Here is a 13,279-nt window from a genome sequence, read left to right on the forward strand (position 1 = left end):
CAGTGTGTATAAGAGACAGGATTGCTCCAAGGCATGCTCGCCGATCTCTCCTGTTCCAGCAGCGTCTGCGCCGCGCACGAAGCCCACCCGCGCTCTCCGTCCCGGCCTCCTCAGGAGGCGGGCCGGATCTCCCCCGCGTGGACAAGAGTATTGATCTCGTCGTGACCCGACCCTGGCACCTGCCTGGGCGCACCGAATCCTGTCAAGATTGCCACTTGGGCATCGGACCGCCGAAAGACAACCGCATGGGAACCCGATGCGCAATGGGTCGCGCCGGAATGGTTTACGGGACCGGCCTGCGTCGCGTCCCTCACCCGGCTCGCTCCAGATCGACGAAGCTGAAGCCGCAGGCGTCATGCTCCCCCGGCGGATGGGCCTCGCGGTGGGTCTCGCGATAGCGCGCGCGATCGAAGGTCGGGAACACCGTATCGCCCTCCGGCGCCAGATCGACCTCGGTGAGGTGGATGCGGTCGGCATGCGGCAGCGCCAGCGCGTAGATCTCGCCGCCGCCGGCCACCATCAGCTCGTCCGCGCCCTCGGCCGCCGCGAGCGCGCCGGTCCAGTCAAGGGCGACGGCGACGTCCGGCGCCGCGAAGCCGGTATCCCGGGTCAGCACGATGGTGCGCCGCCCGGGCAATGGACGACCGATCGACGCGAAGGTCTTGCGCCCCATCAGCAGGGGCTTGCCCATGGTCAGGGCCTTGAACCGGCGCAGGTCGCTGCGCAGGCGCCAGATCAGGTCGTTGTCGCGGCCGATGATGCCGTTGCGGGCGACCGCCGCGATGAGGGTGATGCGGGGTGCGGCCATCAGACCGCCACCGGAGCGCGGATGGCGGGATGCGGCGCATAGCCCTCCACGGCGATGTCCTCGAAGCGGAAGTCGGACAGCGCGGTCACGGCGGGATTGAGCACGAGCCGGGGCAGCGGGCGACGCTCGCGCGTGAGCTGCAGCCGGGCCTGCTCCAGGTGGTTCACGTAGAGGTGCGCATCGCCGAGGGTGTGGATGAAATCGCCGGGGATCAACCCGGACACCTGCGCGATCATCGCGGTGAGGAGGGCGTAGCTGGCGATGTTGAAGGGCACGCCCAGGAACACGTCGGCCGAGCGCTGATAGAGCTGGCACGAGAGCCGCCCCTCCGCCACGTAGAACTGGAACAGGCAGTGGCACGGCGCCAGGGCCATCCGGTCGAGATCGGCCGGGTTCCAGGCGGAGACGATGAGGCGGCGCGAATCCGGGTTGCGGCGGATCTCGTCGAGCACCCAGGCGATCTGGTCGACGCTGCCGCCGTCGGGTTTCACCCAGGACCGCCATTGCTGGCCGTAGACCGGGCCGAGGTCGCCGTTCGCGTCGGCCCATTCATCCCAAATGCTGACGCCGTTGGCCTGGAGCGCCCGCACGTTGGTATCGCCGGTGAGGAACCACAGCAATTCGTGGATGATCGAGCGCAGGTGGAGCTGCTTCGTCGTGACCAGGGGAAAGCCCTGCCCGAGGTCGAAGCGCATCTGGTGCCCGAACACCGAGAGCGTGCCGGTGCCGGTCCGGTCGTCCTTGCGCACCCCCTCCCGGAGGATGCGTTCGAGAAGCTGGTGATAGGCGTGCATCGCGGCTCCGGGGCGGGGCGCTTGGAATACCTCGTCGCGCCGGAGCTGGCGAGATCGGCAGCCGGCGCGTCAACACCTTCATGCCGGCGCCCGCTCAGCCGATCGCCGGCCCGAGGACGTACAGGATCATCGCGAAGTTGCTCCAGGCGTGGAGCACGATGCCGGGCCACAGCCGGCCGCTGCGCCAGCGCACCCAGCCGAGCATCAGGGCGAGCGGGATCAGGGAGACCGGCCGGGCGAAGCCGGCGGGCGTGAGATGGGCGCCGGCGAACAGCAGCGCCGTCACCAGGATGGCGCCTGGCGGGGCGAAGTGTTCGCGCGCGCGGGCGAACAAAGCGCCGCGCATCAGCAACTCCTCGGCCAGCGGCGCCAGCACCAGCACGTAGGTGAACCACAGGGCCGCCGCCCCGGCGGTCAGGCTCGGGGACAGCGACGTGTGCCGGCCGATCGGCATCCGGAACAGCTCCGCGCTGCCGGTCACCCAGGTGATGTGGATCAGCGGCCAGGCCAGCAGGATCAGGGCGAAGCGCCCGGGCGACAGGCCGGGCGCGCCCCAGGGCGGCGGTCCCGGTGGCGCAAGCGCCAGGGTCCGCCGCCAGGCGGCGCCGTGGCGCCAGCGCACCGCCCCGACGACGAGGACGGCCAGGATCACCTGGCGGATCACGTCGAGGGCCAGCTCCCGCATGGCGACCTGTCGCGGATGCAGGCGCGGCCGCTCCCCGCCGAAGGGCGCCACGCCGTCGAGCCAGTCGCCGCCGACCCGCACGATCACCAGGGCGAGGACGCTCGCCGCCACCAGCGCGAGGCACGCCGCGAAGGCCAGACCGACGATGGCCCGCGCGCGGCCCAGAACGGTCCGGCCGGGGAACGCACGCGCCCCCGGAGGCTCGGTCGTTGCCCGGATGACATCCGCCCGCGCTTCGGGCAGCGGCGCCCCATCATCGGGCTTCAAAAGCGGCGGCACTCCCACTATAATCAAAGTGTTGGCCGAGAGGCTCGGCGAGGACGGAAATCCGGCATCGCCGGGTCGGGTTTCGCGGTCGGGCGAATGGTGCGACCGGAGGGTAACCCGGCAGCGCCTCTCCGGACCACGGGCTTTTGGACGCAAGGACCCGAGGCTCGACAGGCCGGAGGTTTTGGCGGAAGCTCGGACGCGCGGCAGATCACGGCGCAGGCCGCGATGTCCTGGACCGAGATGTCCTGTTTCGTCCGGGAGAGATCCTGTCGGCCCCGAGCCGTTCAGGCGAGGTTCTGGGAGGGCCGGGCACCGGCGCTCCCCATCGATTTTCATCCGACCCGGGGCGCCCTCACGGCGCGCGACGGCGGGCAGTGACCGGGCATAAGCGACCGCAGATGGCAGACGACCTGATCCGCTACGATCTCCTGGTGCAGGACGCCCTGCGCGGCGTGGTGCGCAAGGTGCTGACCGACGCGGCCCGCGAGGGCCTCGCGGGCGAGCACCACTTCTACGTCTCGTTCCGCACCGAGGCGCCGGGCGTGCGGATGTCGCAGCGCCTGCGCGAAAAATACCCGCAGGACATGACCATCGTGCTCCAGCACCAGTTCTGGGACCTCGGCGTCAACGAGCACACCTTCGAGGTGGGCCTGTCCTTCTCGGGCGTTCCCGAGCGGCTGCTCGTGCCTTTCGACGCCCTGACGGGCTTCTTCGATCCCTCCGTGCAGTTCGGGCTGAAATTCGACCTGACCGAAGGCACGGAGGAGACGGCCGCAGAGGCGATCGACGACGAGTCGGCGGCCGACAATGGCAAGGGCGCACCGCGCGGCGCCGCCTCGGAGCCCACCGAGATGAAGCCGAAGAGCACCGGCCTCGCCACCATCGGCAGCACCGTGCCGAAGCTGATCCCGGCCGCCCCCGGCACCGCCGCGGCGGCGGCCAAGGCCGATTCGGACGCGAAGCCGGCCGCCAAGAAATCCGAGGACGGTGCCAAGAAGTCCGAGGACGGCCAGGAAACCAGCGCCGAGGTCGTCAGCCTGGACGCCTTCCGCAAGAAGAGCTGACGGGACGAAAATTTCGGGGGTGAAGATCTCCGGGGTGAAGAGGCGAGAGGCCGCCTGATCACCCCGTCATCCCGGGGCCGCGCAGCGGAACCCGGGATCCAGAAACACGGGTGGCCCGAGGTCTTCCTCGGTCGGCGCCCCGGAATGACAGCGCGCGAAGATCTGCGCGTGTCCCACCTCCGTCGTCCCGGCCTCACCCCCGCGGGTGCACCGTCATGTGCAGCCCGTGCTCCGGCCGCAGGGTCACGCGATGGAGCGGGGTCACCGGCGCGTGGTCGTCGGCGAGCGTAAAACGGGCGGCACGGGCGATGTGGGCCAGCACCACCACGGCTTCCTGCACCGAGAAGCTCTGGCCGATGCAGACGCGGGGACCTGCCCCGAACGGCAGGTAGGCGAAGCGCGGGATCTCCGCGCGGGCTTCGGGCAGGAAGCGCTCGGGCATGAACGCCTCCGGCTCCGGCCACAAGGTCTTGTGGCGGTGGAGCACGTAGGGCGCCACCATCACCAGGGAGCCCTTGGGGATCTTGATCCGGCCGATGCGATCCTCCGCGATGGCTTGGCGGCTCAGGAACGGCACCGGCGGAAACAACCGCATGGTCTCCTCCATCACCGCCCGGGTAAAGGGCAGCGCCTCGGCATCGAAATCCTGGTCCGCCGGGACGGCATCGACCTCCGCCTCGACCCGGGCCTGGGCGGCAGGGTCCTGCGACAGGCAGTACAGCGCCCAGGTCAGGGCGTTCGCCGTGGTCTCGTGACCGGCGGCGATGAAGGTGACGATGTTGGCCTTGACCTCCAGGTCGGTCAGTCCCCTGCCCGTCTCTGGGTCCTGCGCCTTGAGCAGCAGCGTCAGCAGGTCGTCGGGCGCTGCCCCTTTGGCGATCCAGGCGCGGCGGCGGTCGATCAGTTCATCCACCACTTCGGCGAAGAACCGGATCGCGGGGCGTGCCCGCAGGCGACCGATGCGCGGCACGAAGCCCGGCACCCCGAACACGTCGAGGGGATCGATCGGCCCGACCGATTCGAGGAAGCGGGTGATCGCCCGTCCGAGGGCATCGGGATCGCTGGCGAGGCCGTGGGTGAAGATCGTCCGCTCCAGCACGTCGAGGGTGACGCGGGTCATCTCCAGGGCCACGTCGATGCGGGTGCCGTCGCGGCGCGCCAGTCGGCGGGCCATGCGGGCGCCGGCCGCGTTCATCGGCGCGTTGAAGCCGAGCACGTGCCGGGCGGAGAAGATCGGCGCCAGGGTGCGGCGCTGGAGCTTCCACTCGTCGCCCTCGGCAGTGAGCAATCCGTTGCCGAGCCCGGGGGCGAGGACGCGCCGCTGCAGGTCGTCCTTGCGATAATTGGCGGCGTTCTCGACGTAGAGGTAGCGGATCAGGGCCGGGTCGCTGACCACCGTGACGCGCCCGAGAGCGCCGTCGGCGGCCACCACCTGTTTCTCGAAATGGACGTCGAGCCAGGTGGTGAGGGGGTTGGCGCGCGCCGCCTTCAGGAATCCAAACAGGCCCGGCTGCTGGCGCAACGGCTTGGGCACCGCCGGCCTGAAGCGGATCGGGGCTTCTGAGATGACCGGGGTTTTGGAAGAGAGCGGAGCTTGGGAAGAGACCTGGGCTTCAGAAAAGACCTGGGCTTGGGAAGAGACCTGGGCTTGGGGGGAGACCTGGGCTTGGGGGGAGACCTGGGCTTGGGAAGAGACCTGGGCTTGGGGGGAGACCTGGGCGGCGGCAGGCGACATCGAGGACAACTCCGGGCCCGGCGAAGGGCTGGCAGGGTATGGCTGGGGAGCCATGACATTTCGGCGCCGGGCACACGGCCCGCTCGCGATGCGGCATCGCGGTTTGCTGGCGTGCAGTTTAAGTAGGGTCCGGATTGACCAGACGAAGAGGCCACGATGTCGCCCACCGAGACGCCCGCCACCCGCACCGAGTCCGACACCTTCGGCCCGATCGAGGTCCCGGCGCATCGCTACTGGGGTGCGCAGACGCAGCGCTCGATCCAGAATTTCAAGATCGGCACCGAGAAGATGCCGGCGCCCCTCGTCCACGCGCTCGGCATGGTCAAGCAGGCCGCCGCCCTGGTCAACCAGGACCTCGGTGCCCTCGACCCGAAGGTGGCCCAGGCCGTCGCGGCCTCGGCGGCCGAGGTGGTCTCCGGCGAGCACGACCAGGAATTTCCCCTGGCGGTCTGGCAGACGGGGTCCGGCACCCAGTCGAACATGAATGCCAACGAGGTCATCGCCAGCCTTGCCAACGAGCTGCTCGGCGGCAAGCGCGGCGGCAAGTCGCCGGTCCATCCCAACGACCACGTCAATCGCGGCCAGTCGTCCAACGACGTGTTCCCGACCGCCATGCACATCGCGGTCTCGCGCGAGATCAACGACCGGCTGCTGCCGGCCCTGCAGCACCTGCACGACGCCCTTCAGGCGAAGTCGGAGGCGTTCGCCTCCATCGTCAAGATTGGCCGCACCCACCTGCAGGACGCGACCCCGATCTCCCTCGGCCAGGAATTTTCCGGCTACGTCGCGCAGGTGGCTCTGGGCACCGAGCGCGTGAAGGCGACGCTGCCCGGCGTGCTGGCTCTGGCCCAGGGCGGCACGGCGGTCGGCACCGGCCTCAACGCGCATCCCGACTTCGCCGAGAAGTTCGCCGCGAAGGTCGCCGAGCTGACCGGCCTGCCCTTCACCTCGGCCGCCAACAAGTTCGAGGCCCTGGCGACCCACGACGCCCTGGTGTTCACCCAAGGGGCGCTGACGGCCCTGGCCTCGGGCCTGTTCAAGATCGCACAGGACATCCGCTTCCTCGGCTCCGGCCCGCGCTCGGGCCTCGGCGAGCTGTCGCTGCCGGAGAACGAGCCGGGTTCGTCGATCATGCCCGGCAAGGTCAACCCGACCCAGTGCGAGGCCCTGACGATGGTCTGCGCCCAGGTGATCGGCAACGGCACCACCGTGAGCTTCGCCGGCAGCCAGGGCAATTTCGAGCTGAACGTGTTCAAGCCCGTCATCGCCAACGCGGTGCTGCAGTCGATCCGCATCCTCGCCGACGCGGCGGTGAGCTTCACCGACAATTGCGTCGTCGGCATCAAGGCCAACGAGGACAAGATCGCCGACCTGATGAGCCGCTCGCTGATGCTGGTCACGGCGCTCGCGCCCTCGATCGGCTATGACAAGGCCGCCGAGATCGCCAAGACCGCGCACAAGAACGGCACCACCCTGAAGGAGGAGGCCCTGCGCCTCGGCTACGTCACGGCGGAGGCGTTCGAGCGCGTGGTGCGCCCCGAGACGATGCTGGCGCCCAGCGCCGAGTGAGGGAGACCACCGGCATGGCGGAGATCATCAACCTGCGCCAGGCCCGCAAGGACCGGGCACGGGAGGAACGGGAGGCGAAGGCGGCGGACAACCGCATCGCCTTCGGTCGCCCGAAGAAGGCCAAGACCCTGGCCGAGGCCAAGAAGGCCATCGAGGTCTCGCGCCACGAGGGGCACAAGCTGGTGGGGCCGGATTCGGAGGGGTGATGCGAGGAGAATGGTTCTCGTATTCCGCAAAGCTTCGGGATTCCGCTTCGAGACAAGTGCGCGCCGCGCACCCCACGGCGGGCCAATCCCATCGGCCCCTCTGCACGCCGAAGAACCTCGTGGAGCACCCCGTCATCCCGGGGCCGCGCAGCGGAGCCCGGGATCCAGAAACACAGGTGGTGCAGAACGTTACACCGTCGGCGGCTCTGGATTCCGGGCTCGCCTACGGCGCCCCGGAATGACGGCGCGGTGCCGTCTGCGATGGCTCTGCCGTCCCTTGCTCCACACGCTTGACGGATGTTGGGTAAGCCCGAAATCAGCCGAGGAGCATGACTGGCCCTCAGGGACAAGGGGCCATTTCAGGAAGCCCGTCACACCATCAGGGAGGGTTTGCTGGCGATGACCACCGGGGTCACCAAGCGCTCCGTGATGATCGCCGGCCATCGCACCAGCGTATCCCTGGAGGACCCGTTCTGGGAGGCGCTGCGCAGGATCGCGGCCGCGCGCGACCAGTCGGTCCAGGCCCTGATCGGCACCATCGACGCCGGCCGCGACGGCCAGAACCTGTCATCGGCGATTCGGGTGTTCGTGCTGGCCGAGGTCGGACGCCGCGTGCCGTAAGCGCATCGCCCGCCGATCTTGCGATCTGCTCCCGCAGCGACCTGCCTATTCTGCCGCCAGCAGCGCCCGTTCGCGGATCCCCTCCAAGGCCGCCGGCTTCGGGCCGCCGGTGGCCCAGTCGAGCAGTTCCGCCGTGTGGACGATCGGGATCGCCGTGCCCTTCCCGATCTGGGTGGCGCAGCCGATGTTGCCGGTGGCGATGACGTCGGGGCGCATGCGCTCGATGTTGGCGACCTTGCGGTCGCGCAGGCGGTTCGCGATCTCGGGCTGAAGGATGTTGTAGGTTCCGGCCGAGCCGCAGCAGATATGGCCCTCGGGCACGTCCTTCACGGTGAAGCCCGCCGTCTTCAGCAGGTTCTTGGGCTCGGTGCGGATGCCCTGGCCGTGCTGCATCGAGCAGGCCGAGTGGTAGGCGACCACGAGGTCGGTCTCCACGATCGGGGGCATCAGGCCGATGGCGGCCACGTACTCCGTGACGTCCTTGGCAATCGCCGAAACCCGCTTCGCCTTTTCGGCATAGGTCGGGTCGTCGCGGAACATGAAGCCGTAATCCTTGATCGTCGTGCCGCAGCCGGAGGCGGTGACCAGGATCGCGTCGAGGCCGGCGCCGTCCATTTCGGCGATCCAGGCGTCGATGGTGCGCTTGGCCTGGGCGTGCGACGCGTCGGCCTTGCCCATGTGGTGGGTCAGGGCACCGCAGCAGCCCTCCCCCGCGGCCTGGACCACCTCGACCCCGTGCCGGGTCAGAAGGCGGATCGCCGCCTCGTTGAAATCGGGGCGCAGCACGCTCTGGGCGCATCCCCGCAGCAACGCGACGCGACCTCGACGCGACGGCGTGGCATACCCGTGCAACGCATCGCTGGCCTCGAGGGCTCGCGTATCGGCCGGAAAGGTGCCCGGACGGTCGTTGGGGTTGCGGTTCGGCAGTTGCGCCGGGGCGAGGTCCAGCATCGCCGCGAGGCGGTTGCCGACACGCGGCAGGCGCGCCACCAGGGGCCGGAACGGCGCACCGATCTTCGCCCCAAGGAGCGCCAGCCGGAAGCGATTCGGGTAGGGCAGGACAAAGGCCAGGACGGCCCGCAGCAGCCGGTCGCTCAACGGACGACGATAGGTTTCCTCGATATGCGCCCGGGCATGATCGACGAGGTGCATGTAGTGCACACCTGACGGGCATGTCGTCATGCAGGACAGACAGGACAAACACCGGTCGACGTGCTTGACGACCTCCGGCACGGCCGGCTTTCCACCTTCCAGCATATCCTTGATCAGGTAGATCCGCCCCCGCGGAGAGTCGAGTTCATCACCGAGCAGGAGGTAAGTCGGGCAAGTCGCGGTGCAGAACCCGCAATGGACGCAGGTCCGCAGGATCTTCTCGGACGCCGCCATGGCCGGATCGGCGAGCTGCGTCAGGCTGAAATTGGTCTGCACGGCGTGTCCTCGGATCCACCCTCGCGCCGTCGATCAGGGCGGCTTCGCAGCCCGCCCCGTGTCGGCATCGTCGTTCTTCCGGCGTCAGTTTAAAGACAATCGCGCCGGATTCCGAGCCTTGGAATCGCTCTCAGCAGCGCAGCCTCAAAGGCCGGCATACATCCGACCCGGATTGAACAACCCCTGGGGATCATGCGCCGCCTTGATACCGGCGGTGATCCGCATCAGAGCCTCCGACAGCGGCTCGAATACGGCGACCGCCGCCCGGACAGCTTCCGGCGCCCGCACGAGGGTGGCGTGTCCGCCCTCCGCTCGAACGGCCGCGCGGACGATCTCCGCTCCGGCATCTCCCGCCGCGTCCGTCGCAAGCCAGATCAGGCCGCCGCCCCAGTCGTAAAACCAGCGGGCCTCGCGGCGCGACGCGATCGCCGCCGTCACGGCGGGCGCATGGGTCGGGGCGGTCGCGATGCGCCAGATCGCAGCCTCGCGCGGCTCGGCCAGCGCCACGACATCGCGAATCCCGGTCCATAGCTCGGCGCCTGGATCGCCCTCGACGACCTCCGGCTCGCCGAAGCGCTTGAGCAGCCTGCGCAATTCGCCGAGCCGATAGTCGATCGATTCCGAAAAACCCTCGAGCCGCATCAGCGTCCGCGCGGTTCCACCCGCGATTCCGGCAGGCAGATGGGCGGCCCCTGTCAACTCGAACGGGGAGCCGAGGGCAGCGGACAGCGCCCCGATGGCACGGACGTCGTCGAGGTCCGGGAAGGCCAGGGTCGCCACCCGCTCCTGCCGCGGCAGCACCTTGAAGGTCACCTCGGTCAGCAGTCCCAGTGTTCCCCAAGAGCCCGCCATCAGCTTCACGAGATCGAGTCCGGTCACGTTCTTCATCACCCGGCCGCCGGACTTGATCGCCTCGCCGCGCCCATTGACAAAGCGCACGCCGATCAGGCTGTCGCGCGCCGCGCCGGCATTGATCCGCCGTGGGCCGGAATTGTTGGTGGCCGCCACGGCTCCGAAACTGGGCTCGCCGGTCGTCCCCATCAGGGTACGATGGTCCATCGGCTCGAAGGGCAGCATCTGGCCACGCTCCGTGAGCAGGGCCTGAACCTCCGCCAGCGGCGTTCCAGCTCGAGCCGAGACGACCATTTCGGCGGGTTCGTAGAGGGTGATGCCGGAGAGCCGGACGCTGGACAGCGTCACCTCGTCCTGGGCCGGGCGCCCGATGGCGCTCTTGGTCGCGCCACCCACGAGGCGAAGCCGCTCGGGACCGCTGGCCGCGGCCCGAACAACCTCGGCCGCCGCGCCCTCATCGTGAGGCTCATATGAACGCATCGATTCCTGCCCGATTCGGAGCGTTCTACGGCGCCCTCGATCCTGTCTGCCATCGACCACCTTAAAGGAGGATCACGGCGATGACAGCCAGTCGAGTCCGTCTATTCCGCCGAGCCCGTCCTATTCCACCGAGGCCGGCTCGGTGGGGCGGGGCGATCCGGGAAGGCTGCGGGAAAGGCGTGCCATCGCGTGGCCCCTCAACCCGGCAATGTCGAAGAACCAGACCAGGGCGCCGTAGACCGCGATGCCGAGCGGTACGCCGAGCGCGAGGGCACGGGTCGGCTCGATGTGGCGCAACGGCAGGAGGCAGAGCGCCATGGCCATGGAGGCGACACCGGCCGCCAGGACCTCCCACCAGGGCAGGCGCAGCCGATCCGGGCCGGTCAGTGCGCGGATTCCCAGCAACAGCGTCGCGGCAGCCAGTCCCAGGGTCTGCGCGACCGCGACGCCCTCGGGACCCAGCAGGGGTGGGAGGAACCATAACCCGGCAGCGTTGAGACCCAATCCAACGCAGGCAGCCGCGATGACCGGGCGAGTCCGTCTGCGGATCTGGAAGATCGGATTAAGCGCGAAATTCATCATCGCCAGACAGAAGAAGCCTGGCACCATCACGCCGGCATAGGCGGAAAAGGGACCACGGTAAGCTTCTGGCACCACCAGTGTCTCCAGAGCGGGAAGCACGGCCCAGAACCCGACGGCGCAGGGCAGAAGCAAGGTGACGACAACGCCGACGTTCAGTCCGACCTGGCGCTCGGCCGCGGCACGGCCCTCCTGCTCCTCCACCCGGACGGCTAGTTGAAACAACAGTAGGTCGAGGGCAGTGCCGAGGGTACCGATACTCCGGGTGGTGACATCGGCAGCCAATGCAAAGTAGCCGGCTTCGGCAAGACCCGCATGGGCCGCGATGCTACCCCGATTGAGAAATGGAAGGAGCTGATAGATCGCATTCGCGGCAATCAGCGGCAGACCATAGGCGACGAAGAGCCGCCAAGTCTCCCGGACGCGGGCCTGCAGGCGCGGCACGACCGGGTCGCGCATCGGACCGTAGAGAAGCAGGACAGCAACGGCCTGGCTGATACCGGCCGCCACCAGAACCCAGACCGGTTGCGGAAAGTACCAGGCGGCCCCCGCCATCAGAACGAAGGCGAGGGCATTCTTGACCGCGACGAGGTTGAAGTAGAGCGCACCGTCAAAGCGCGCGCGGACGAGCGCGGCATGATAGTCGAAAACCCCGATGCCCAGCGCGGCCACCGCAGCACCGGCCGTGATCGCGAAATGGCTGTCCGCACCCGGCTGAAGCGAGACGCCGAACACGGCACAGAGCAAAGCCGCAGCGAACAGGGCCAGCGCCAGAAACGCGTAGGCATGGTCGAGCCCGTGGCGGATCCAAGGCTCATCGACGCGCACCCGAACGGAATAGAAGCGCGTCGCCGACAGGCGAAGCCATTCGAACAGGATGGTGTTTGCGACGATCGCACCGGCGGTCGCCAAAGCGAACAGGCCGAAATCGGCGGGCCCGAGCAGCTTGGCGATCAGGAGCCCGAGGACGAAGTTCAGACCTGCATTGAGGACGAAGGCAGCGATCACGGCCATGGCGCGGACACTTCATCCTCGAAGGCTGCTTGGACGGGCAGCGATGCAACCGGGTTGGTTTCGCACGCGCGACCGAACAATTCGTCACGCCCTCAGATCCAGCCCCGAATCCGAAAGAAAACGACCGGAATGATGGCGCTGAGCGCGATCAGGGTCAGGCCGTAAGGATAGCCGTAGAGCCAGTCGAGTTCCGGCATGTGCTTGAAGTTCATGCCGTACATCGAGGCGATCAGCGTCGGCGGGATACCCACCACGGAAGCCACGGTGAGAACCCGGAAGGTGTTGTTCTGCTCGATGCTGATGAGGCCCAGCGTGGCGTCGAGGAGGAACTGCACGTTCTCCGACAGGCGAATTTCGAACTCGTCGAGGGAGGCGATGTCCCGGCGCATCGCCTCGAATCTCGGCACCTGCTCCTCCCCGAGGATATGCTCGCATTCGTTTGCGACGAACGGCACGATCCGCTCCAGTCCGAGGAGACTGGAGCGGATCTTCCCGAGCGCCTTTCCGCGTCGACCGATGCCGCGCAGGATACGGCGAAGGGCCAGGTCGCGCCGGCGGGGGTTCTGGTGCGGGACCCTGATGTCCCCGGTGGCGGCGCTGCTGCGGACATCGAAATCGAAGATCCGCGTCGAGAGGGCGTCGAGGTCCGCGCCCATGTCCTCGAGGGCGTCTGCGAGACTGTCGACCAGTTCCTCCACCAGCAGAAGGAAGATCTCCGTGCTGGTGGTGCCCGGTCCGTCTCCGGCATCGATCCGCCTCTTGACCTCCGCGAAGGCCCGCAGATCGTGGAAGCGGACGGTGAGCAGGCGATCCTTCGTCAGGACGAAGCCGAGGGGTTTGAGCTGAGAATCCAGTTTGTCGAAGGTGATCATCGGCGTGGAGAGCGTGAAACCGCTCTTCATCCGGCGCAGACGGCTCGAATTCTCGACCTCGCTCAGCGCTTTGCGCGACGGTACGCTGATGCCGGTGGCAAGTTGGACCCGCTCTGCCTCGGCACTGCTCGGATCCTTGAGGTCGATCCAGACGGCATGGGAGGGATAGGCGCTATCTGGCGCCGCAGGCTCGACCGCACCCTGCGGTCCATGAAGCTCGATCATCCGCGAAGGACTTTCCGTCGGGGTGTGAAATGAAGGAAGGATCCTGTCGTCGGAACGTCGTCGGACCCTGCGACAGT

At 68.3% G+C, this 13,279-nt stretch carries 12 protein-coding genes; 4 read left to right on the plus strand and 8 right to left on the minus strand.

Features of this window, described 5'->3' with window-relative positions; translation table 11 throughout:
- Positions 1 to 310: 310 nt before the first annotated feature.
- From J7U37_RS18895 to J7U37_RS18905, 3 genes are all read right to left on the minus strand, one after another.
- On the minus strand, positions 311 to 808 hold the full coding sequence (locus J7U37_RS18895) for a dihydrofolate reductase (protein ID WP_247636688.1): 498 nt from the start codon (positions 806 to 808) through the stop codon (positions 311 to 313).
- Entirely contained in the window at positions 808 to 1,602 is a 795-nt protein-coding gene (locus J7U37_RS18900; protein ID WP_247636689.1) for a thymidylate synthase, read from the minus strand. Before J7U37_RS18900 ends, J7U37_RS18895 begins: the two co-directional genes overlap by 1 nt.
- A 94-nt stretch (positions 1,603 to 1,696) precedes the next feature.
- Positions 1,697 to 2,554 carry a CPBP family intramembrane glutamic endopeptidase gene (locus tag J7U37_RS18905; protein WP_247636690.1) on the minus strand — a complete coding sequence of 286 codons (858 nt, stop codon included), beginning with the start codon at positions 2,552 to 2,554 and terminating at the stop codon, positions 1,697 to 1,699.
- 401 nt (positions 2,555 to 2,955) lie between these two features.
- Between J7U37_RS18905 and J7U37_RS18910 the strand changes: the two genes are divergently transcribed.
- Positions 2,956 to 3,621 carry a ClpXP protease specificity-enhancing factor SspB gene (locus J7U37_RS18910; RefSeq protein ID WP_247636691.1) on the plus strand — a complete coding sequence of 222 codons (666 nt, stop codon included), beginning with the start codon at positions 2,956 to 2,958 and terminating at the stop codon, positions 3,619 to 3,621.
- Positions 3,622 to 3,814: 193 nt separating this feature from the next.
- On the opposite strand, the gene J7U37_RS18915 is transcribed toward J7U37_RS18910, so the two are convergent.
- Complete coding sequence (locus J7U37_RS18915; protein ID WP_247636724.1) at positions 3,815 to 5,188, minus strand: cytochrome P450; 1,374 nt, start codon at positions 5,186 to 5,188, stop codon at positions 3,815 to 3,817.
- A 324-nt stretch (positions 5,189 to 5,512) separates the two neighbouring features.
- On the opposite strand from J7U37_RS18915, the gene fumC reads away from it, so the two are divergent.
- The 3 genes from fumC (at position 5,513) to J7U37_RS18930 (ending at position 7,752) form a co-directional block, all read left to right on the plus strand.
- The gene (fumC, locus tag J7U37_RS18920; protein WP_056189826.1) at positions 5,513 to 6,925 is read left to right on the plus strand and encodes a class II fumarate hydratase; all 1,413 of its coding nucleotides are present in this window, start codon (positions 5,513 to 5,515) and stop codon (positions 6,923 to 6,925) included.
- Between the two features lie 14 nt (positions 6,926 to 6,939).
- On the plus strand, positions 6,940 to 7,131 hold the full coding sequence (locus tag J7U37_RS18925) for a DUF4169 family protein (protein ID WP_247636692.1): 192 nt from the start codon (positions 6,940 to 6,942) through the stop codon (positions 7,129 to 7,131).
- Between the two features lie 399 nt (positions 7,132 to 7,530).
- On the plus strand, positions 7,531 to 7,752 hold the full coding sequence (locus J7U37_RS18930; protein WP_247636693.1) for a ribbon-helix-helix domain-containing protein: 222 nt from the start codon (positions 7,531 to 7,533) through the stop codon (positions 7,750 to 7,752).
- 45 nt (positions 7,753 to 7,797) lie between these two features.
- Here the strand turns inward: J7U37_RS18930 and J7U37_RS18935 are convergent, their stop codons facing one another.
- From J7U37_RS18935 to J7U37_RS18950, 4 genes are all read right to left on the minus strand, one after another.
- Positions 7,798 to 9,180 (minus strand): heterodisulfide reductase-related iron-sulfur binding cluster, encoded by a 1,383-nt coding sequence (locus tag J7U37_RS18935; protein WP_247636694.1) that lies wholly within the window; start codon positions 9,178 to 9,180, stop codon positions 7,798 to 7,800.
- A 144-nt stretch (positions 9,181 to 9,324) separates the two neighbouring features.
- Complete coding sequence (locus J7U37_RS18940) at positions 9,325 to 10,512, minus strand: FAD-binding protein (protein WP_247636695.1); 1,188 nt, start codon at positions 10,510 to 10,512, stop codon at positions 9,325 to 9,327.
- A 120-nt stretch (positions 10,513 to 10,632) separates the two neighbouring features.
- Positions 10,633 to 12,105, minus strand: coding sequence for a lipopolysaccharide biosynthesis protein (locus tag J7U37_RS18945; protein ID WP_247636696.1), 1,473 nt, complete (start codon positions 12,103 to 12,105; stop codon positions 10,633 to 10,635).
- A 92-nt stretch (positions 12,106 to 12,197) separates the two neighbouring features.
- A complete protein-coding gene (locus J7U37_RS18950; RefSeq protein ID WP_056189809.1) occupies positions 12,198 to 13,202 on the minus strand; it encodes a magnesium transporter CorA family protein in 1,005 nt (334 codons plus the stop codon).
- Positions 13,203 to 13,279 lie beyond the last annotated feature (77 nt).

The sequence above is a fragment of the Methylobacterium sp. 37f genome (genome assembly GCF_023093475.1).
Classification (GTDB): domain Bacteria; phylum Pseudomonadota; class Alphaproteobacteria; order Rhizobiales; family Beijerinckiaceae; genus Methylobacterium.